The 20798-nt window shown below is 39.3% G+C and carries 20 protein-coding genes; 2 read left to right on the top strand and 18 right to left on the bottom strand.

Annotated features, from left to right (window positions below; genetic code table 11):
- Nucleotides 1-200: 200 nt before the first annotated feature.
- The 12 genes from ACNORC_RS12290 to ACNORC_RS12235 all read right to left on the bottom strand — a co-directional run bounded on the left by ACNORC_RS12290 (nt 201) and on the right by ACNORC_RS12235 (nt 14421).
- Nucleotides 201-524 (bottom strand): DUF6787 family protein, encoded by a 324-nt coding sequence (locus ACNORC_RS12290; RefSeq protein ID WP_418335945.1) that lies wholly within the window; start codon nt 522-524, stop codon nt 201-203.
- Between the two features lie 78 nt (nt 525-602).
- Nucleotides 603-1037 (bottom strand): DUF6146 family protein, encoded by a 435-nt coding sequence (locus tag ACNORC_RS12285; protein WP_418335944.1) that lies wholly within the window; start codon nt 1035-1037, stop codon nt 603-605.
- 8 nt (nt 1038-1045) lie between these two features.
- Nucleotides 1046-1654 carry a DUF937 domain-containing protein gene (locus tag ACNORC_RS12280; protein WP_418335943.1) on the bottom strand — a complete coding sequence of 203 codons (609 nt, stop codon included), beginning with the start codon at nt 1652-1654 and terminating at the stop codon, nt 1046-1048.
- A gap of 123 nt (nt 1655-1777) precedes the next feature.
- The gene (locus tag ACNORC_RS12275; protein WP_418335942.1) at nt 1778-2731 is read right to left on the bottom strand and encodes a D-2-hydroxyacid dehydrogenase; all 954 of its coding nucleotides are present in this window, start codon (nt 2729-2731) and stop codon (nt 1778-1780) included.
- 45 nt (nt 2732-2776) lie between these two features.
- Nucleotides 2777-3841, bottom strand: a complete 1065-nt coding sequence (gene serC / locus ACNORC_RS12270; RefSeq protein ID WP_418335941.1) for a 3-phosphoserine/phosphohydroxythreonine transaminase — start codon at nt 3839-3841, stop codon at nt 2777-2779.
- 99 nt (nt 3842-3940) lie between these two features.
- Nucleotides 3941-5020: an acyl-CoA reductase gene (locus ACNORC_RS12265; protein ID WP_418335940.1), complete on the bottom strand. Its 1080-nt coding sequence runs from the start codon at nt 5018-5020 to the stop codon at nt 3941-3943.
- Nucleotides 5021-5620: 600 nt separating this feature from the next.
- Entirely contained in the window at nt 5621-6967 is a 1347-nt protein-coding gene (locus tag ACNORC_RS12260) for a hypothetical protein (protein WP_418335939.1), read from the bottom strand.
- Between the two features lie 380 nt (nt 6968-7347).
- Nucleotides 7348-8037: a M48 family metallopeptidase gene (locus ACNORC_RS12255; RefSeq protein WP_418335938.1), complete on the bottom strand. Its 690-nt coding sequence runs from the start codon at nt 8035-8037 to the stop codon at nt 7348-7350.
- A 3-nt stretch (nt 8038-8040) separates the two neighbouring features.
- On the bottom strand, nt 8041-8391 hold the full coding sequence (locus ACNORC_RS12250) for a hypothetical protein (RefSeq protein WP_418335937.1): 351 nt from the start codon (nt 8389-8391) through the stop codon (nt 8041-8043).
- Nucleotides 8384-11569, bottom strand: a complete 3186-nt coding sequence (locus ACNORC_RS12245; RefSeq protein WP_418335936.1) for a type I restriction endonuclease subunit R — start codon at nt 11567-11569, stop codon at nt 8384-8386. Before ACNORC_RS12245 ends, ACNORC_RS12250 begins: the two co-directional genes overlap by 8 nt.
- Before the next feature lie 2 nt (nt 11570-11571).
- On the bottom strand, nt 11572-12870 hold the full coding sequence (locus ACNORC_RS12240) for a restriction endonuclease subunit S (protein ID WP_418335935.1): 1299 nt from the start codon (nt 12868-12870) through the stop codon (nt 11572-11574).
- Complete coding sequence (locus ACNORC_RS12235; protein ID WP_418335934.1) at nt 12871-14421, bottom strand: type I restriction-modification system subunit M; 1551 nt, start codon at nt 14419-14421, stop codon at nt 12871-12873.
- A gap of 100 nt (nt 14422-14521) precedes the next feature.
- On the opposite strand from ACNORC_RS12235, the gene ACNORC_RS12230 reads away from it, so the two are divergent.
- Nucleotides 14522-15226 (top strand): DUF4145 domain-containing protein, encoded by a 705-nt coding sequence (locus ACNORC_RS12230; protein ID WP_418335933.1) that lies wholly within the window; start codon nt 14522-14524, stop codon nt 15224-15226.
- Nucleotides 15227-15448: 222 nt separating this feature from the next.
- Here ACNORC_RS12230 and ACNORC_RS12225 read toward each other — a convergent pair whose 3' ends face one another.
- The 3 genes from ACNORC_RS12225 to ACNORC_RS12215 form a co-directional block, all read right to left on the bottom strand.
- A complete protein-coding gene (locus ACNORC_RS12225) occupies nt 15449-15943 on the bottom strand; it encodes a hypothetical protein (RefSeq protein ID WP_418335932.1) in 495 nt (164 codons plus the stop codon).
- A gap of 60 nt (nt 15944-16003) precedes the next feature.
- Nucleotides 16004-16636, bottom strand: coding sequence for a recombinase family protein (locus tag ACNORC_RS12220; protein WP_418335931.1), 633 nt, complete (start codon nt 16634-16636; stop codon nt 16004-16006).
- A 158-nt stretch (nt 16637-16794) separates the two neighbouring features.
- Nucleotides 16795-16929, bottom strand: coding sequence for a hypothetical protein (locus ACNORC_RS12215; RefSeq protein ID WP_418335930.1), 135 nt, complete (start codon nt 16927-16929; stop codon nt 16795-16797).
- Nucleotides 16930-17086: 157 nt separating this feature from the next.
- On the opposite strand from ACNORC_RS12215, the gene ACNORC_RS12210 reads away from it, so the two are divergent.
- Nucleotides 17087-17740, top strand: a complete 654-nt coding sequence (locus tag ACNORC_RS12210) for an NUMOD4 domain-containing protein (RefSeq protein WP_418335929.1) — start codon at nt 17087-17089, stop codon at nt 17738-17740.
- A gap of 482 nt (nt 17741-18222) precedes the next feature.
- On the opposite strand, the gene ACNORC_RS12205 is transcribed toward ACNORC_RS12210, so the two are convergent.
- From ACNORC_RS12205 to ACNORC_RS12195, 3 genes are all read right to left on the bottom strand, one after another.
- Complete coding sequence (locus ACNORC_RS12205) at nt 18223-18573, bottom strand: hypothetical protein (RefSeq protein ID WP_418335928.1); 351 nt, start codon at nt 18571-18573, stop codon at nt 18223-18225.
- Nucleotides 18574-18656: 83 nt separating this feature from the next.
- Complete coding sequence (locus tag ACNORC_RS12200; RefSeq protein WP_418335926.1) at nt 18657-19010, bottom strand: hypothetical protein; 354 nt, start codon at nt 19008-19010, stop codon at nt 18657-18659.
- 108 nt (nt 19011-19118) lie between these two features.
- Nucleotides 19119-20651: a tyrosine-type recombinase/integrase gene (locus ACNORC_RS12195; RefSeq protein ID WP_418335925.1), complete on the bottom strand. Its 1533-nt coding sequence runs from the start codon at nt 20649-20651 to the stop codon at nt 19119-19121.
- Between the last annotated feature and the right edge of the window lie 147 nt (nt 20652-20798).

Genomic DNA, 20798 nt, shown 5'->3' with positions numbered 1-20798 from the left:
ATTCAACTCCCGAAAAAGAAGTCTTCTGAAAGTGAAAAAGACTACAAACATCACTCTTCTGATGAAAATGTGAGTCGGAATAATGGTTACAAAAATGGTGTTGGTGGCCTGAAAAAACGTGAGCCAATTCAACAGCTGAAGGAAAGGTGAGAAGCCCTACAAGAAATATTACGCTAAACTTATAGAATATCTTCATAATTCTACAATTTAAGAAGCCTGGCAAGACCTATGCGGCTCAGCATATTCTTCTCAAAGTTCCAGAAAAATCTAGCCTGCCCAAAGATCCATCCGTAAGTAACGAGCAGGAGCTGGTAAGTTGGAAATATTATGAGTATCCTTATCGCATAGTAACTAATCCCTCCCCAAAAGAATTCCGGAGTGAAATTAACGCGGGTAATCCCAAGGAATTCCAATATCGGCCTTGCCACATAAACTGAAGAAGAACCTGTAATAGCAAAAACAAAGATGATCAAGATCACCTGCCAGTTTGAGGAAATATCCCAACGTGCTTTTAGTTTTTCCATGGCGCAAATATAAAAAGAAAAGACAGAACCGGATGGTTTTGTCCTTATCAAAACTAATTTACCGCTAAAGTATTCGGATCAAAGACGCGTAGGCACCGAAAAACGTTCGCCATACTTCCGGGAGAGGTAAACAAAGTAATTGTATAGCTTATAATTCACATCATATCCATAATCGATCTGAGAGTCGTAATTTATCTCTTCGGTATAGATCTCCGGATTGTACTGAAAAGGTTGTCGCACCCGGTAATTATAATCCTGAACAAGGATACGGTTCTTATTTTCCAAATAAGATTGCGTATAGTATCCTTCCGGCCGGGCAATAGCAGCCAGGAAATAAGAGAAGCCGGGATCAATAATTATGATCTCGTACTCGAGGGTATCATTGGCAATTCTCACAGTGTCACTCACCAGTGAATCATTCATCGCATCACCGGAACTCATCTTTCTTTGCTTTGTTGAGGAGCAACTATAGATGAACAATCCCAAGAGCAATGTGTACAGCAGATTTTTCATAATGTATCTTATCCTTTAAAAAAGCCTCCCAGGCCTTTTGATTTATCCTTCCCTCCAAAGATCTTTCCTGCTACATCATCGGCAATGGAACCGTCTTTATCAGAATCCAAAAAGGTCTCCAGTAATGATTGATCATGAGAGGAATTACTACCAAGAGCAGAACCTACGAGGTCTTGTATTCCGCCTTTGCCAACATTGTCTTTGCGTTTTTGTTTTCCCAGAATTCCCATGACAACAGGAGCTGCCATTTTTAGGAGCTTGGCTACCTTGGAAGGATCCATTCCAATAGCAGAACCTACGGCATTTGCCACTTTGGACTGGCTGCCGCCAAGGATATGCTCCAGAATTCCGGAACCTTCTCCCAATAAACCGCTGATGGCACTGCCTCCCAAATTATCTAGAACAGAACCGTTGTGTTTATCCTTTTCCAGCTCTTTATTGAGTTTTTCTGCACCTTCAGCGTCGTTCGTATTCTTCTTAATAGCACCCATCAACATTGGTAAGGCCATACCAAGTGCAGACTTCACCTTATCGGGAGACTCATTTACTTCATCGCTGGATTTCTGAATGAATTCCTTTCCTTTCGTTGTATCTAAAAAATCTAAAATGGACGCCATAACTTCCTTTTTGTTTATAATTTACGAAATATTGATTGCATCAGGATAGGAGCAACGGGCATTTCACAAAAAAAAATGCTTCCTTTAACAGAAGCATTTCCTTTTCTTAAGAGAATTAGGTCTCTATTTTTTGAGGATCTCAATGATCTGGTCAGCGAGTTCCAGGCCAATTCTTTCCTGGGCCTCATTCGTAGCCGCGCCAATGTGCGGACTTAAAGAAACACGGCCATTCATCAAGACTTTAATGGCAGGGGAGGGTTCGCTTTGGAAAGTGTCCAATCCTGCAAAAGAAACTTTTCCGCTTTCAAGCGCATCGATCAAAGCAACTTCGTCAATTACTCCGCCTCTCGCAGCATTAATAATTCCAACGCCATCTTTCATTTTTTGGATCTCTTCCCTTCCAATTACCGGTTCCTTTTGAGCCGGGACATGAAGAGTAATAAAATCTGAATGTTTGATGAGCTTATCTACAGGTTCGGTTTTGATCGGGATCTTGATCTCCTGGTGATTATAGAATTCCAGAGTGATCTCTGCCTCACCTTCAGTGCGGTCACTGGCGATCACCTTCATTCCAATTCCCAGGGCGATCTTTGCCACTTCACGACCAATTCTTCCGAAGCCAATGATTCCAAGTGTCTTTCCGCGGAGTTCACGGCCACCCGCATAGTTCTTTTTTAGCTCCTTGAATCTGGAATCACCTTCCAGAGGCATGTTCCTGTTGGCATCGTGTAAATAACGAACGCCGCCAAAAAGGTGCGCAAAGACCAATTCTGCCACAGAACTGGAAGAGGCGGCAGGTGTATTGATCACCTTAATACCTTTTTTTCGGGCGTATTCCACATCGATATTGTCCATTCCCACACCGGCACGACCAATGATCTTGAGGTCCGGGCAGTGGTCAATAATGTCCTTTCTTACTTTAGTCCCGCTTCTCACGAGCAGGACGTCGATCTTATTTTCTTTGAGATAGTTTTCCAGTTGTTCCTGGGCCACTTTAGTTGTAGTTACTTCAAAACCGGCTTCCTCAAGGGCTTTTTGGCCACCCGGGGAAATTCCGTCGTTTGCTAAGACTTTCATCTGTTATGTTGAGAGTTTTAAAAATTAGGTGTCAAAAATGACATTTTAGGCTTTTCTTTCCAGCTCACTCATCACGTCCACCAGCACCTGTACACTTTCCAGAGGTAAGGCATTGTACATCGAGGCGCGATAACCGCCGACGCTGCGATGTCCGTTAAGGCCATTTATTCCGGCCTCTTTCCACATGGTGTCAAAAGTTTCTTTCAGGTCATCATTTACCAAATTAAAAGTTGCGTTCATTTGAGAACGGTCTTCCTTTTTGGCGTAGCCTTCAAACAATGGGTTAATATCTATTTCAGAATAAAGCAGGTTCGCCTTTTTCTCATTCTGTTCTTCAATTCCGGCGATGCCACCGTTTTTCTTCAACCAACGCAACGTCAGCATAGATACATACACGGCATAAACAGCAGGCGTATTGAACATACTGGCTTTATTTAAGTGCACCTTGTAGTCCATCATGGAAGGAACAGAGCGATCTACTTTTCCCAGGATATCCTCTTTAATTACCACGAGGGTAGTCCCTGCAGGACCCATATTCTTTTGTGCACCCGCATAGATAAGATCGAACTTTGAAAAATCCATCTGGCGGGAAAAAATATCACTACTCATATCGCAAACCATTGGTCTGGGTGTATTTGGAAATTCCTTCATCTGAGTACCGTAGATAGTATTGTTACTAGTGCAGTGGAAATAGTCAACATCTGACGGAATGAAAAAACCTTTCGGAATATATTTGAAGTCCTGGTCTGCAGAAGAGGCTACTTCTTTGACTTCGCCGAAGAATTTAGCTTCTTTTATGGCCTTTGTGCTCCAGGTACCTGTATTGAGGTAAGCGGCCTTATTCTTAAGAAGGTTATAAGCTACCATAAGGAATTGCGTACTCGCTCCTCCCTGCAGAAAAAGTGCTTTATAGCCTTTTCCTTCAAGACCAAGCAACTCCAGTGATAGGCTGCGGGCTTCTTCCATCACATCTACAAAATCTTTGCTGCGATGCGATATTTCTAATATGGATAAGCCTGAATTGTTGAAATCTACTATGGCCTGAGAAGCTTCCTGAAATACTTCCTGCGGAAGGATACAAGGTCCCGCACTAAAATTGTGTTTTTTCATATTGGTTTTTTTGACAGTTACAAATATGAGAAAATCATAACGGAATACTTGTTATTGAAATAATAATTTGGGATTAAATATGGCTGAAAAATGGGTTTTTTATATCTTTTTCGTTAGAAATGCAAGAGTGTCTACATTATCTGCATAATCCCATAATTCCGGATGCTGTGTTTGCCCAAATTCTACTTCTGTATCCAAAATGCCCTTACCAACCACACACTGAATATTCTCTTTTTGAATATTTAGTTCTACTTTCACCGCGTTCAGACTGGAATATCGCTCGTAGAATAGTGTCGCAATTGGAGACCCAAAGCCTTTATCTTCTTTGAGGATCAAAAATCCGTTCTCCAGAAGTTTGAACAGGCTCATAAGGTAGACGGCCTTATTATAATCGTAGTTATTTGAATACTTCGCCTGATTCATTATTGGATTCCAATCATAAATAGCTTTAAAAAAGGCATCAAAATCATAATCTTCAGGCACATAAAGCTTCGAAACATTGCGACATCCCAGACCGTAATATCTAAAGATATCCTCACCCAAAGCAGTAAGTTGTTCGGTAGATTCCTCTCCGGTAAGTACCGCAGCCGAATTTCGGTTCTTTCTGATTATGGAGGGCTTGTCTTTAAAGTAATACTCGAAATAACGGGCTGTATTGTTGCTTCCGGTAGCAATAACAGCATCATAATTTTCCATTTTTGAGGCACCACCTTCAGAGTCAGAAATAAATTCTACTGAATCTTTCCATTCCGGGGCAATAGCTCCAAGGTAATCCACAATTACAGGCAGAAGCTGTGTATCATTAGAAGATTGTTTGACGAGAGCTGTGTGTCCGCTTACCAGGACAGATATTAGATCATGAAATCCAACCAGTGGAATGTTTCCGGCCAGAACCAACCCGACCCTCTTCGGAGTAACCTCTTTAAAATCATACCCGGAAAGCCATTTTTGAAGATTTTCAGAAGTAAGGGCCTTGCTCCAGTTCTCCAGTGAAAAAAGGACATTTTCGAGGGTGAACCAGCCGTTGTGGTGTACGGCAGCTTCCGCTTTTTGCTTTAAAAGTTCAAAATAAGGATCATTGTGCGGGATATCATTTGCTTTTTCGATCCCGGTCATTTTGAACTGTCCCAGAAATTTTCCGAGGATCTCTAACTTTTCCCTGCGTGCTTCGATTGTCATTCCCTTATTTGTTTTAGAACTGTTTTGGCTTTAAATTTGTGCAAAAATATAGCATACATACTTTATGCCCCGTAAATTCTGCATTCTTTGACTTATTTAAGTTATATGCTTAAACAATAGTTAAACATACTTACACATTTTGCCTCAGCAATTTTCTCATGTAAGGTGCAAAGATAGTATTTTATATTACCTCAAATAATTGTTCTTCGACAGTAGCATGTATTATATCCAGAACTGGTAACGATAAAGTTTTTAGCAATGGAATTTGTACGTCCTAAAGGCAGATGCAGTTCATTGAGTGACCTACTTTTTTCTGTGATTTCGGGTTAATACAACCAACTTTTGCATTAACGGGCTCCACGTTTACTTGTTGTAACTTACAGATATAGTGAGGGTAATGGTGAAATTTTAGGGTCCAAAAATTCCAAAAATTTTTTTAAGGCATAGTCGCCTTACAATTTTAGTTAATGTATAGCCCCCCCTGTAACAGCGGAATTGCAGGACGTCCTGGTGTAGGGCAGGGGTGGTGGTTCTTAATTTCCAGGCAGAATGTAAAAACCCCAACGTTGGGTCGGGGTTATTTTATAGAGACTTCAGATACTATTTTACTCGTGAGTGTATATTAAATTCTCTTACCACAGAATTCATGACTTCTTTAACCACTTCTTGTTCTTCAGCCGTGGAATAAAGTGCATCATACACATATATCACATCTATACCCATTGCTGATAACCTGGATACTATAGTTTCCATCAGTCGAGTCTCTATCTCAAAGACTCTCCAGCACGTCTTTTCATGACCATGCTGACACTTCTCTTGAAGAATGTTCTCCAACATTTTTGGTTCCTTCACTTCATAGTAATTCCAGAGTGGTGAAGCCTTCATCTGACAAATCCTTTTATTAAAGAAGGAAAGATGTTCCTTTTTTGCATCGTCTTTACTTATGCCAAGGTATTCTGAAACACTCTGGTGTGATATTGGCTCCAGGTTAGACCCACCATAAATTTTTTGAATAATGTTAGGGTGCATGGCAGAAAAGTCATTTTCCACGATAGAGTGGTTTCCAATTTTGATTAGGTTCCGAATCAATTTGGGCATAAGGTTAAAACAGGTGGCGATACGGAACTTGAGATTACCATCGTCATCCATCCATTCCTTTTTCACGACTGGCACCTTCATATGGTCCCGTAAAAAACGAAAGCTTTTCATATAATCTTCACCATGTACGAATTGGGAATGTGGATATTCTTTCTTTGAATGTTTCCCCAGCCATACCATTCTTTTATGGTCCCTATTACACCATCTGGACTTAACTGCTTCATCAATACAAGCCCTGACCTCATCATCTGTTGGCCATGTTACCTTTGTTAACAACCTTAAATGGTTTCTACCAATAGCTGTCTGAAGCACTCGCTCAAAGTTTTCATTGAACTCTATATTTCTCATGCGCCTAACTTCTGGGGTCTTCAAGAAGTATCGCTCACAGCCTTTACCGAAATATTTTAGAGTGAGTCTGAACTCTCTGGCTTTACCCTTTCCGTTGGGTATGTACACTGCATCCTCACCGATTTCAATATAATCGTGCTTGAGTAGAAGTTTGAGAATTTTTTTGTACGGTGATGAACGGTTTCCACAAACTTTAACTTGAGATTCAAGGATTCTGGAATACAATCTTTTGTAGCCCAGAATTATTCGCTCATCATCAGAATGTTGTGACCTGAGCCAGGTATTGGACAGGTTGCTTAAGGTAAGAAGTGTTAACTCTTTAGCGACTTCAAGATTTGGATGTACCAACTTAAAGTCTTTGTTTGGGATATACCTAAAATTATGGATAGCCTTTTTAGGAACTGTTATCGATTCATTCTGGTTCGTTATGATATTAAACAATTCTAAAGAACCAGAAAGACCAGCTTTGGCTAATTCTTCTTTTACATAGTGTAGGGACATTTGAGGTTAAACATTAGGCTCTCAGTTATCCCCGATGGGGTCATTACTAATTTATTCATATTCATCATGTATATATTTATTTAATGAATCTATTATTACTTCAAACATGATACATTTCTACATCAACACCAATACCTATTGTTAAGAATTTCATTTAATTACAACTGAACTATAATCAATGTGTACCTCAATGATAATAACATTAATCAGTAGTAATTATAATATCTTATCTATAAACAATAGTAAATAGTAATACATTCCCCTCATTATATTCATCATTATGAATAGAGAGTAACATGCATATAATCAGATAAGTATAACGTTATTTCTCTGGGCACAATAAAGATTTACCCCAGTTAAAATGGAATAGAATTATTTAATTAAAGCTTCATTCCCGACATCTGCTCATCTAAGTGCTTCCAGTTGGGTATATATTTGGAAAGTTCTGCCCAGAATGCTTTAGAGTGATTCTTGTGGATGGTATGTACAAGTTCATGAACCACGAGATAGTCTATTAATGAATACGGAAGCCTAACAGCATCTATGTTAATATGAATTGCGTTACCAACCGTACAACTTCCCCATCGCTTATTCATTTTCATAAACTTGACATTGGTGTAGGTGAAACCAGTTTGCCTGGACCATCTCTCAAGCCGTGGTTGAATTTTCTCTATAGCTTTGACCCGAAAGAATTTCTCAAGGGCCTGTTGGATATCTTTCTGATTGCAACCTTCAGGAACGGATATCTGGAACTTGGATTCATTGAAGTCAACTTGGACCTTCGCCAACTCTGGCACTTTACTCAACTGTGTATAGTACTTTCGACCCAGGTATTGAATACGGGAACCAGTGACTATGTCACCCTCATTAATGGCTTCGACTAACTTCAACTTATCCAGAATCCATTGAGCCCTTTTAAGGACCAACCGCTGTGATTGTTCCTCAGTCACAGGTTTACCTTTCAGTACAACACCGTTACCACGTTCGACAGTAATATAATGCGATTTAAGCTCATCTTTCTCTTGGATGGAGTATTCTATCACCTTATTACCGTAAGCTACTTTAGGCATGTTCTATGAATTAAATAAATAGTGTTGAGAGTTTTTTAACTCCGATTCCAAGGTCTTTAATTTCGAGGTGTTCTTTAAGGCTACTGTGCGATATTTAATATTAATCAAGTTATCCAGCACATAATCACGTTTACGGGTGTTTTTTCGGGTGCCTTGGCCAAAGGGAATAGGCAATAAGGAAGTCATTCTATATGCCAGATTCTTTCCTTTACCAAAGACAACATATTCACCAGTCTTAGCGTTCCTCAACTGATACAGTCCAGGACCAAATGGAGCCCTTAAGATTCCATGGTCGCTGGGGTCAGGAAACGGCAGCCATTGAGACCAATCCCAATCTTCTACAGAATCACCCATTCTTGTTCTTCTTTAAAACATCAATCAGTTCCTTTGCTTTAAGTTTGGCCTCGTTGTGTTCCAGCTTAGTCTTCAGGAATCGCTTTATCTTATTTTCGATATCCTTCTGGACCCGACTCTTTTCTTTCCATCCAACGATGTTTAATTCACCAGAGATAAGGTCATAGAGCGTATGTGTGGCATCTTCTGCTTCGCCATTAAAGATTGTCTTCATGGAGTTGAATACGGCTCTCTGTTGCTCTGTAACAAAGCCTTTGGATTCACCTTCTTCTTGTTCTTCCACAATTTCATTCTGGATACCAGCATAGGCCAATAACAATTGGGTCTCAGTTATTCGTTGTTCCTTGCGTTGCTTCAGTAATTCATCCAGGCGTTGAGCCAAGGGTTTAAAAAAATCAGGGTTTTTGTCGATACCAACTCTTATTGTATGCTTCAGGTTGTTCCGCATCTTCAGCTCTTTGGTGGCTGGTGATGCATTCATCATTTCTTCCTTGAACTTGTCTTTATCAATGATGGATATTGGCTTTTCCAGTAAATTTTCAACACCTTCAGAACGCAGGTGGGTGTCAATCATATCTTGTAGCATCTTACTTTCATCCCTGGTCACCTTCAGGTCTTCGTCATCGGGATATGTATTGCGGGCCCGCAACTTGAGCTCATTAAACAACTTAAAATCATCCTGATATTTCATAGCCTTCTGACTCGGCAGGACAAGGTTAATGGATTTATTGAAATCCTTCAGAAGTGACTTGAACTCATCACGCTTATCTTGTGGTTCAATGTATCTAAGTGCGGAATCAATAAAGTGGTCACGTTCGTATTTGCGGTTGATACGCATGGGGTTAAAGAAGGCAATTAATTTTGTGTGATTAAGCTCCAGCCTGGGAAGTTCCTCATTAATATTCTTAAGAATGTCCTCTGGTCTTAAATCACCAGAAAAGATTTCCATAGCCTGGATGAGATATGCCGATATCCCATTGTAATCCACAATGAACCCAGCGTGCTTACCCTTACGGGAACGATTCACCCGTGCGATGGCCTGAAGTAAGTTGTGCTCCTTCAACGGCTTGTCAAGGTAAAGAACACTCGCTATTGGTGCATCGTACCCAGTGAGCAGCATATCCGAGACAATTACAAAGGCTGTGTTATCATACTTCTTCTTACCAGATTTCTCTTTGTCATTCTCATCACCAAAAGGTAGTTTAAAATCTTCCGTAACAGTTTTAATATTTTCAGGTGACGTCACCCAAATGGGTCTTGGTTCCTCTGGGTGTTCACGGTTCCATTCCAGGGTGCCGTAGTATTCCTTGGCTATTTCATCAGATTTTGGTGAACCGATACTGATTACTACCTTGGAATCGAAATCATGAAGCCCCTGTTCCCTAAGTTCCGTAAGTACTTTCTGGTACTTAATGGCAGCGTCACGACCACTGGTTACTATTAAAGCCTTGTGACCATCTGGATATATCTTACTTTGGTAGTGGTTTACGATATGTTTTCCTATATCGGTAATTCTACTGGAGGATAACTGATACTTTTGAAGCGCAACACGCTTCAGTTTATCCTTCTTTTCCTCAGAAGCATCTTTAAATTTCTCATCAAACTCCGCATCGAGCTCTTCTTTGCGGACATCCATTTGAGCTATACCTTCATCATAAAGTAGTTCCACAGTTGCACCATCGGCAACGGATTCTTTGATAGTGTATACGTCAATGTAATTACCACCGTAGAACTCACCCAAAGTACTCTTGTCTTCTTTACTTATTGGGGTGCCTGTAAATGCCACAAACTTACCATTGGGGAGTACAGACCTCATGAATGCTGCAAGGAATCCATAATGGCTTCTATGAGCTTCATCAACCAGGATGTAGAGATTTTCCTTTGTGGATAACTGCTTTAGGTCAATTTCTTCAACCTCAATTTCCACCCATTTTCCCTGTTGAAGTTCTTTGGTGCGTTTAATTAGTTTATTGTTATCGGCATCAATGGATTTTTCAATGATAAGATTTCCACGTTCTTCGATTTCGGTCTGGTCAGTATCGGTTTCAGAATCCCTATCCGTTTCCTGAAATTTTTGAAGGGTAGTGGTAATGATTCCACCGTAATCATTGCGTAATAGTTTATCCAGGTGCGCCACCGAAGAAGCTTGCTTCACGTTACCGAATCCAACGTTTTGAAATGTTGTGGTGATTTGTCGGTCAAGGTCCTTTCGGTCCGTCATGACCATCACAGTAGGATTATCGAATCCATATTCTGGAGCCATCAATTTGCGGGTAACATAGGCCATGGTAATAGATTTACCACTTCCTTGAGTATGCCATACCACACCACCTTCACCAGATTTTAACCTGGCAATAGTTTTGTTTGTCGCACGTATCTGCTGATATCGTGGAAGCTTTTTTATTACTGAACCTTCATCCAATTCAAAAATCACAAAATGGCGAATTATATCCAGGATACGTTCTTTTCTAAAGATGGAGTACAGCAGTATATCCTGGGCAGTTGGGTTGGGTCCCAAAAAAGTGAGGTCGTCTTCCTTGTGAGGTCGGTAGACAGAATAGAACTGCTGAGGGGAACCAATGGCACCATATCGACCACCGTCTTTCCAGAGACCAACACATATTTGGTTAAAGTGAAAAAGCTTTTCAGAATTTTCCTGATAGTACTTTAGGTCGTAGAAAGCCTTATCCCATGCATTTTGAGCCGTGGGTGATTTACATTCAATTACCGCAATTGGCATTCCATTCAAATACACCATAATATCTGGAACAGAATGTTGGTGCTTGCCGTGATATTTAATCTGGTTGATAACCAGGAATTCGTTTTTACTTGGGTTTTGGTAATCAACAAAATGAATGGGATGAAACTCTTCTGTATCACCTATCCGTTGCTTTACTGTTATGGTTCCACCACGAATAATCTCCCAAATCTCCTGGTTGATTTCCATGACTGAGGTTCCTGTAATTGAAGTGACACGATTGAAAACCTTCTCCAGATTACTTTCATTAATCCATGGATTCAAACGTTTAATGGCTAACCTTAATCGGGACTTGAGAACAGTATCAGTAATATCATCCCGCTCATCCTGAACAGCGGCATTGTAGTATTCATACCCCATCTTCTGGAAAAGGTCCAGTGCGGGTAACTCGCTTTGAAGGTATTCAGGAGAATTGTTCATGGTTAAACTTCTATTGGATTGTTAACTCTAATTTTACCCGTCAAAAGTGTCTGCATAAGCCCATTTTTAAGTTTATGGTATTCCATCTTTTTACCATCCAAAACATTAATTTTTTCATCAAAGGTCTTTAAAATTTGTGCTAATTTTTTTTGCTCACTTATATCTGGTGGAACTATAAGTACAGTTTTCTTTAGGTCATTTAATCCAATCCTTGCTCTTGTTGTTCCTGTACTTTTAGATTCAGCTTGGTTCCTGAAATAAGGACAATTGAGAGCCTGAAAGATAAAATCGTTATCAAATCTCTCCCTATCCACGGATAACCTGATTCCATCTGAACACATTACATACCTCTCGTCTAATGAGGGCACTATGCAACAGCGTGCAACTGGTGCCATTTTCGCAAGAATTATATCATTAGGATAGATATTGCAAGACTTTAATTCATCTGCCTTTTCTTCTGAAGTATAGATTATTCCCTTTTCTATAAACTTACCTTCTCCAATATTCTGTAGTTGTATCACTTTAACCCCATCCAGAGTGTAATGTTCGGATTTTAAGTCTGAACCAAATGGTCCTCCCGTAAATCCATATTTATCCTTTTTGTTTCGCAAATCATACAAACTAATTAATTGCCAGCTTTTTGGAATCTTACCAAGAGGGGAATCTTTAAATTCGGTGTGCCCAATGCCTTCAGTAAGTAACCTTTGCATCACCCCTTTTTTCAGCTTCTCTGTCTTTAAAATTTGTTCGTCAATGACCTGAATCTTCTTATCTACGGTACCAAGAATATCCGCTATTTTTTGCTGTTCAGGATATGGTGGTAACGGTATTTGAAAATTGGTTAATTGGGCTTTTGTGATAGTTTTAATAGTACTACCATGTGCTCTCTGTTTCTCCAGTTCAAACAGCCTGAAGACTGTGAACATAAAAAAATTCTTATCTATTGGTACTTTAAAAGAATTAAATAAAAGTAAAGTCCTATCCACATAAGTATCATAATGCGCAATTGCCATCCTACCAATGGAACCTTGAATGGTAAGTAGTAATGTTCCTTTCTTGGCTAATACACTCTTTTCCGCAGCCTCTTCACTAATCTTTCTTTTGGTTGTGGCTTTTAGAGTTAGATTATCCCCAACATCGTAAACCTGAACAAAAGGATAGCCATTGTTGTCATCATACCATTTATCCAGACCATAGGGTTGAGGAAAGCTTCCTCTTCTGAAAGTGGCGACCTCACCCAGTTTATATAAATTCCAATCTTGAGGAATTAGTCCGATATCAGTTTTAACGTAACCTTCCATTTATATTCCGAGTTCTTGTAGATAGCTTTTGAGTCTGCTATCAATTTCCTTTTCCCTTTCCTCCAACTCCTGTAATTTTACCTTCACCTGTTTCAGGTCAACTTCAACTTCTGGCTCCGTTGTGTCAATGTATCGGGATATATTCAAGTTGTAATCATTTTCTTTAATATCTTCAATCGGGACCACTCGCATAAATTTTTTCACATCGGTGTATGCATAATAGGCTTCAACTATCTTAGCGACGTTTGTTTCGAGTAGTTCATTCTGGTTCTTACCTTCCTTGAAACCATTACTGGCATCAATTATAGCCATCTTACCTTTTCGGTCTGCGGGTTTGTTCTTGTTGATTATCCAGATTGCCGCTGGTATGCCTGTATTGTAAAACAATTTAGCGGGTAGGCCGATAATACCTTCAATAATGTCGGCTTTTATCAAAGCCTTACGAATCTTGCCTTCACTGGACCCACGGAATAAGGTTCCGTGAGGCAGTACGACCCCAGCCTTACCGTCTTGTTTCAGTACTGCAACCATGTGTTGAAGGAATGCAAAGTCAGCATATCCACGTGGTGGAATACCATACTGGAACCGACCATAGCGGTCGGTAACCTTAGTTTTGTAATCTGGAGTTACCTTTTTTTCTTTGCCATTCTTGTCCAGTTTTGTTTCCTGTGCCACTTCTGCTGGCGTCCACCATTCCCCCAGGGAAAAAGGTGGATTGGCTACCACACGGTCAAACAGCATCAATTGATTGTCTTCTGTATGTCTGGGGTTCACCAGAGTGTCACCTTTACGAAGGTCGGCATCCACAAAATTGTGTAGCAACATATTTAGTTTACCTATAGCCCATGTCCCCAGGTTCTTTTCCTGTCCGTACAGTGATACATTTACATTTTTACCCACTTTTCCATCAGGTTGCTCGGCAACATAATTGGCGGCCTCAATGAGCATTCCCCCGCTACCCATTGTTGGGTCATACACCTTTTGGCGAGGCTGGGGTTTTATCAGCTGTACTATTAGCTGGACTACACCACGAGGTGTATAAAATTCCCCACCTTTTTTTCCTGCGTCATCAGCAAATTGCTTGATTAGATACTCGTATGCATCACCCAGAATGTGTGGGGATTCGAGGTCCTGATTCCGCAGTGAATGGGTATTAAAATGGCGCAACAATCGTTGAAGGACATCATCTGACAACTTCTCCTTATCACCAAACTTGGTAGTGGTAAGAACACCTTCCAGAGAAGTGTTATCACGTTCAATTGCAGCAAAAGCCTTATCCAAAGCAACACCAATATTCTCGGTTTTTTTCTTCAAGTTATCCCATCTTGCTTCTTGTGGGAAGTTGAAGTATGCATCTTCCTCGGCATCTTCACGAGACATACCATCCTCAGCCATAAGGTTCTCAACTTCTTCTTCAAAAGTGTCGTTGGTGCGCTTCAAGAACAGTAATCCAAAAATGTAATTTTTAAAGTCTGATGAGTCGATAGACCCACGGAGTATGTTAGCTGATTCCCATAACCAGGATTCCAGCGTATCTAATTTTAAAGTCATAAATGATTTTAATGTTATTGAACTTGTGTAGGGTGAGGTAAATGTAAGAAAATGTTAGTGATTAGTTAAAATTATTTAAATTCGTAGAAGAACCCTTTATATGGAGAAAATCGATAAAAAATTTTTCACACGTCACCAGAAACGTGGCAATTTTAAATTGGTCTATTCAGTCGATTGGACTTGCCCACACTGCGGTAGGAGTGTGAATTTTGCTTTACCCTGGTCAATACCCCAGACACATCTTTCACTCACAACTGAATCGAGATGTTCGGGCTGTAGCCAAACAAGCAAGTTTGTGTACATTGGATATGATTCGGCTGAAGATGGCGAGTTTGGTGAACTTTTTATTTATCCTCATACCAATAGAAGAAGCTCTATTATTGATTTCGGTAAAACCGATTCAAACTTGAACCTTGGTTTAAAAAAAGCTTATGAATCTACTCTTGATGTATATAACCATGGTCAGTGGACTGCTACATCCGTTCTGGTACGGAGACTTTTAGAAGGGATAACTCAAGATTTATTACCAGATGATAAAAAGAAACATTCGCTGAGCAAAAGGTTAACTGAATTACCAAGTCATTTGGAGCTGAAGCAACCTATTTTAACTTTGGCTGATGCCCTAAGAAAAGGAGGTAACCTTGGAGCGCATTTTGATTTGGAAAATACTCCAGATAAAGAAATTGCCACTCAGATGATGGACTTAATTGACTATCTAATTGAATACATCTACATTTTACCCAAACAAATTGAGAATCTTCATCGGGATATCCAATCAAAAAGTGAGGTGTCCAAAGTGCCGTAAAAGCGAGTTAGATATAGTAAACATGAGGGTCTCGCTTAAAAGATTAAAACCCTGATGTGGTATAATAGCTCAAGATGCGAGCATACAACAACTAATTGTAATGATAATAAAAATCAGCAATTTGGAGGTTAAAATCTCCTTGGTTGAAGTAGCGGTAGTGTATTTGCTGTTATTCTAAAAAAAAGCCAGCCAAGCGCTGGCTTTTCTCTTCTTATTTGGTAATTATATTTGATATTCAGCTTCCAATTGCGAACAAAATTTGTTCATAGTAACCTTAAAAAATTCCTCTGTTTGGTTATCCCAGAGCTGAATTGGGTGGTAGTCCTTATATAAGGATATAAACAGGTTTAATTCATAAATGAATTCTTCATCCTCACTATAGTCTTGGTTCTGAAGGGTGTAAAGCAATGTTTTGTATCTGTTCTGAATAATATTTATCAGCCATTGTGCATACTCCTTTTCCTCAAGTGGAGTAAAGAAGAAAGCCAGGTATGTGTTAAGTCTCTTTCCTATTGTCTCCGAATACCTACTATAGGGTGGAAGAGGTTTAACTAATTTGGTCGCCCAACTATATTCCATTTGTACATGGGTCTTGTAACGGTTATTAAGGTCCACAAGGTTAAAATGTAAGACTGTCAAAAACTTATGATGGTGAAAGTTAATTTTAGGGTCATTTAATAATCCTCTATCGAAGACAAGTTTATCGGTATAGTTCATAAAAAGAAATTTATTGGGAAAGATATGGAATTTGAATGGCAGGTGAGAATTAATTGTGGTCTAACAACAAATAGGTGTCATAGCCTTCTTAATCTTCTGAACTGTTCTGGTTGATACTGAAGCCAGAGTGGCGGTTTCCCTTATTGAACGCCCTTTTCTTAAGAATTTAACCACCTCTTTGTGTTTCTCTAATAGCTGTGAATTTGTCATCCTAATACCTTTTTTACGCCCCACGGTACCACCGTTTCTAAGATGTTTTCGGTAACCACTTTCCAGACGTTGTTGGATAAGTGCACGTTCGGTCCTGGAGAATTCAGCCAACATGGTTACCATCAGTTGAGACATTGGGTTCAAAGAACCATCAGCATTGAGGGTTTCAATGTTATAGTTCTGAATGTATAGAGAAACCTTATGCTCGTGAAGAGCATCCAGGGTTTTGAGGACCTCAAGAGTATTTCTCCCAAGTCTTGATAACTCCCACACCAATACCTTATCCAATTGCTTTGTGATAACCAAGTCCATTAGCTCATTCCATGCTTGTCGGTCGTGGTTCTTTGCTGCACCAGTTATTTTTTCATTGAACTCGCCCAGGATGGTGTAGTTTTTTCTGTTGGCGTGACTTCGCAAGTCTGTGATTTGTCGGTCAAAGGATTGGGACTCTTTTGATACTCTGGTGAGGATAGCTACATTCATCTGGAGTTGATTTATTGGTATATAGCAATATAGCGATAAATGCAGAAAAATCCAAAGGAAAAACGTACTACAATAATCAACACCAGTAGTACCTCAAACCAAGATAAAAGTACCACAGTTTTTTTGTACCACACTTCCCAGAGTGTTTGAAGTATTTATCACCCGACCAGGTCCAAACACAATCTTGCCAGAGCTAAAACATCATCAAGGATTAATTCGGCTTCATCATCAGTAACATTCTGGTATCCTTCAAATCTTCTTAAATCTTCTGGAGTTAACCTGTAGTTATGCATAGTTTTTAATTGTTTTACAATCAGGTGAAGGTACAGTCCAGAGTTGACCTAACTCTGCTTCATCTTCCTTTCACTTTTACCAAAGATTGTAATTTTTTATGGTGTAAGGTTTACTTATTCATTTCTGGGCTTATAATAGTTATAAATAAAATCTATTATGACCGAATCACATATAATCAAAGAACATAACCATGGAGCATTTTGCATATGGAAAAATAAAGTTGTAAAAGCAGATAAACTGGAGGTGTGGAAACCGATTAGAGGTTTTGAACATCGTTACTGGATAAGTAATATGGGAAGGATTCTTTCTGCAGGGAGACAGATGATTGCCAGAGATGGGTACAAGAGAAACTATCCCGACAAACTACTAAAACTTACCCCGAAGCCATTGGGTTATACTTGTGCCCGACTTTATAAAGATGGAGGCACAGAATACGAGGAACATTTGGTTCATCGTTTAGTCGCCACCCATTTCATTCCTAATCCAGAACAATTACCAGTCGTTAATCACATTAACGAGATAAGACATGATAACCAATTTTTTAACTTGGAGTGGGTTACAGTGCAGGCTAATGTGACACACAATGACTGCCATCTTAGGGCCGCAGAAAACAGAAGAAAAGCTGTTTATCAACTTACCGAAAAAGGTCACTTGGTTAAGGAATGGAAATCTGTTGATGAAGCACATGCAGCTGGATACTATAATAAGTCTATTCGCAAAGTCTGCTATGGAACCTTACGAAAGCACAGGGGATACATCTGGACATATAACAAACCAGAAATTGGGGAGTCTGGTCAATCGGGTTTTTAACTTCAGTTTATCCGAGCCTCGATAAGAGAAGTAATTAAGATGTATAGGAATAGTGATATAATATGAACCTATGCCGACAGAATAAAAAATGTAAGACTGAATTAATCAAGTATCTTAAAAAGGCTCATTAGATATCACAAAACAGGGTAACTGTTAAGACTAACCCACTGGGGGTATTCCGATTTAACCTTAAAGCTTATCAGTATACCGATTTACCGCTGAATGGTTAGGTGGGCGAGGGGTAATTTCTCAAATATTTATCCAGTTTCTCACAAGGTTTGAAGCTCAGTAAATTTAACACCCTATTTTGAGCGACAGCATACTTTAGTTCCACGTAAAAATTACATAAAGAGTAGAGAACGTACTTACTTTCTCCAACGGTAACGACTTCAAGAAAGGTCCCGTCCCTGTGTAGAACCTCATGTTGTTTTTCTAACGGTAGTAACTTGTACTCATATAAAGTCATAATCATAGAAGGTTACTTAATTTACCCAGAGCCGAATTTGTTCAACTTCACCAGTCACGCTGGAGGGTCTATAGATATCAATAATTTCGATTTTTTCTTGTACTGGGATAATAACAGTCACAAGCTTTTCCCCCGTTCTGGTAACACAAAGAAATTTAAGAAGACCTCCTTCATCTTTAATTTCAATAACATCAAAAACGTCTATTATTTTACCGTCTTCAGTGTCAGTGGTCAGAGTGATAGTTTCGGGTTCAATAAAAAGGTTTCTATTGATATCTTTAAAATCCGTTGTGAAAATGGTCGGATATTCCTGGGTGATTGGTGAGGTAAATATAGCTTGAGCTCCACCATCAACAGATAGCATCATTAGAAAACCTAAAACAGAGCCCTTGAAAATCATTGGATTAAGTTAAACAATTAACTCTATTGTCAACGATATTTAAGGGGAAATTATTTTCTGTTATGGTACCTCTCCCAGGGAATGAAGTTCGATTCGGTTACTTCAAACTCCCGCAAAAGGGACATGACCATCATTCGACCAACGCTAAGGTCATTAAGATGGTCTATAATGTGGTTTTTAATACACCCTTTCCAATCATTTTTGGAACCCAAATACCAGCTTTTTCTGATGTAAGTTAAAGTCTTCCAGTCTCTAATTGTGCTGGTTACATGAAGTTCAATTTGGCTTCCGCCCATACGTTTTCCTGTATAACTGTAATCAAATTCTAAACCTCGAATACTTTCTTCAACTTCTGGTTGGGGATGGTTGTCTGTTCTTCCTTGTTCTTTTAAAGGATTTTTCATTGCATGGAATATTTCCAACTAAATTAATAATTTGGATTTATTCCATAGCAACTCATCTGGATTTTATTCTGTTTGAAGTATCGTAAAGATAAACCTCCCGAAATGGTCTTAATTACCCCAGATACTGAGGTCTTTAAAAGTCTCACTAAAATCGTCAGTAACATCATGAAGTCTATCATCGATAAGCTTCTGCCTATATTTATCTGTAGTGGCAATATTACTATGGCCCAGAGCCAGAGAAATGTAATGCATATTTACACCTTTTAGAAAAAGCTTCATTGCAAAGACGTGCCTGGCCTGGTGGTTAGATATTTTTTTCTTTATCCCCACCTTCTTAGCAATTCGTTTAAGGGCTTGATTATTTTTGGTCTTAAAATTATTGCATATGGCTTCAACTTCTGGGCTCAAACGGTCCTCACCTTTGTATAGACCTCTCATGTGAGGTAATATTGTATCACCTGGGTGTTCCTTCTTAATTACCATGATGGTGTCGGCAATATTGTTCATCATTTTTCTTTTGTGTTCCTCCATTTTTTCCTCACAATGGATTATCTCAATCCTCAAATGTTCTTTTTTCCGCTCAGCCTTTGCTTCTCGCTCCAGCAACCACATGTAATCTTTGTCTGGCTCTTCGGTCATTGTTCGGTAGATGGAGTCCAGAGTAGAGGGAATGATTGATTCGTATTCTCGTTTGGCCTGTTTTAATCGTGCACGCAACCTGGTATATTCCAAATTATGGGTTATAAAAGTACTGGTCTGTTTTTTCACATCATATGGGTGAAGGAACTTGATAATTTCCAATGCCGCTTCTATGTTTACCCTGGTAGTGACAACCTTTGAAGACTTTTGAGTTTTGTATCTTACCATAAGCCGTCCCTCATTATCCACAAAGAAATTGCTAAAGGTAAGGGTGAGGATATCTGATATGCGTATTCCAGATAAATGCATCATCATGAAGAAAACGGATTTAGCCTGTTTTTGCTTTACAGTTCTGGGTCTGTATTCAATTAACTTCTTCAAATCGGTATCATCCAATACTTCCAGTATATTATCTGTTTTTTTTCTTCTATGACCTAAAAATGGATGGCTATTAAAGTGGTGTTTACCAGACAAGATGGTCTTGTCCACCAGCTGGTCCAATATCTGCATGTATTCATTGGCAGTTGATACTGCCAAGCCACCACCATCAGGCATCATTAGCCACGAGTAATAGCCTTCAATGAAGATATTATCCAACTTAGTGAATGGGAGGTCTTCTAAGCCTCTGTAATCGAGATAGGTTTCCAATTTTTTAATGGCCCTGTACCTATTCTGTCGAGTTCCATGAGTATGTGTTCCACCAATAATATACTTTGCGTAATCCAGAAAGCTGTTCTCTCTTTTACCCACGTGAGTGTTTTCTTCAGTTTGAGCCTTAAGAAGAATCTTGTGAATCTTATCATTGATAAGGTCGGCATTAGGCTCACCTCTCAGTCCACCCTTTACTCTCTGATTTTTTTGGTCCCAATTTTTTGCCTTGACATTTATCTTAAGGGACTTGTACTTTGGTTTCCTATTTGTAGTAACCCGAAGGTTTATTACTTTTGTATCTTTGATGGAACCGTGATTCAGTGCAGCAAGGGCATAAGTGGTTTTAGACATACTGATTAAACTTTGACAATCGACTTGAGCAAAGATATAAATAAGAGTATATACTTAAACAAAAGCACAAAATTATGCTTAAATGCTTAAACACAATGAATGTTAATACACTGATTTACATATACATAAGATTAAGTAAAAAATTTG

This window comes from Salinimicrobium soli (assembly GCF_048323655.1).
GTDB classification, from domain to species: domain Bacteria; phylum Bacteroidota; class Bacteroidia; order Flavobacteriales; family Flavobacteriaceae; genus Salinimicrobium; species Salinimicrobium soli.
Note: the sequence above shows the minus strand (reverse complement) of the source record. Positions and strands in the feature narration are given on the sequence as shown.

Coding starts and splice junctions, on each gene's coding strand:
- ACNORC_RS12220 (WP_418335931.1), bottom strand. CDS start 16,636: ATGAATGTAGCTATCCTCACCAGAGTATCAAAAGAGTCCCAATCCTTT.
- ACNORC_RS12265 (WP_418335940.1), bottom strand. CDS start 5,020: ATGACAATCGAAGCACGCAGGGAAAAGTTAGAGATCCTCGGAAAATTT.
- ACNORC_RS12255 (WP_418335938.1), bottom strand. CDS start 8,037: ATGCCTAAAGTAGCTTACGGTAATAAGGTGATAGAATACTCCATCCAA.
- ACNORC_RS12280 (WP_418335943.1), bottom strand. CDS start 1,654: ATGGCGTCCATTTTAGATTTTTTAGATACAACGAAAGGAAAGGAATTC.
- ACNORC_RS12210 (WP_418335929.1), top strand. CDS start 17,087: ATGACCGAATCACATATAATCAAAGAACATAACCATGGAGCATTTTGC.
- ACNORC_RS12225 (WP_418335932.1), bottom strand. CDS start 15,943: ATGAACTATACCGATAAACTTGTCTTCGATAGAGGATTATTAAATGAC.
- ACNORC_RS12215 (WP_418335930.1), bottom strand. CDS start 16,929: ATGCATAACTACAGGTTAACTCCAGAAGATTTAAGAAGATTTGAAGGA.
- ACNORC_RS12285 (WP_418335944.1), bottom strand. CDS start 1,037: ATGAAAAATCTGCTGTACACATTGCTCTTGGGATTGTTCATCTATAGT.
- ACNORC_RS12235 (WP_418335934.1), bottom strand. CDS start 14,421: ATGACTTTAAAATTAGATACGCTGGAATCCTGGTTATGGGAATCAGCT.
- ACNORC_RS12250 (WP_418335937.1), bottom strand. CDS start 8,391: ATGGGTGATTCTGTAGAAGATTGGGATTGGTCTCAATGGCTGCCGTTT.
- ACNORC_RS12260 (WP_418335939.1), bottom strand. CDS start 6,967: ATGTCCCTACACTATGTAAAAGAAGAATTAGCCAAAGCTGGTCTTTCT.
- serC (WP_418335941.1), bottom strand. CDS start 3,841: ATGAAAAAACACAATTTTAGTGCGGGACCTTGTATCCTTCCGCAGGAA.
- ACNORC_RS12290 (WP_418335945.1), bottom strand. CDS start 524: ATGGAAAAACTAAAAGCACGTTGGGATATTTCCTCAAACTGGCAGGTG.
- ACNORC_RS12230 (WP_418335933.1), top strand. CDS start 14,522: ATGGAGAAAATCGATAAAAAATTTTTCACACGTCACCAGAAACGTGGC.
- ACNORC_RS12245 (WP_418335936.1), bottom strand. CDS start 11,569: ATGAACAATTCTCCTGAATACCTTCAAAGCGAGTTACCCGCACTGGAC.
- ACNORC_RS12275 (WP_418335942.1), bottom strand. CDS start 2,731: ATGAAAGTCTTAGCAAACGACGGAATTTCCCCGGGTGGCCAAAAAGCC.
- ACNORC_RS12205 (WP_418335928.1), bottom strand. CDS start 18,573: ATGATGCTATCTGTTGATGGTGGAGCTCAAGCTATATTTACCTCACCA.
- ACNORC_RS12195 (WP_418335925.1), bottom strand. CDS start 20,651: ATGTCTAAAACCACTTATGCCCTTGCTGCACTGAATCACGGTTCCATC.
- ACNORC_RS12200 (WP_418335926.1), bottom strand. CDS start 19,010: ATGAAAAATCCTTTAAAAGAACAAGGAAGAACAGACAACCATCCCCAA.
- ACNORC_RS12240 (WP_418335935.1), bottom strand. CDS start 12,870: ATGGAAGGTTACGTTAAAACTGATATCGGACTAATTCCTCAAGATTGG.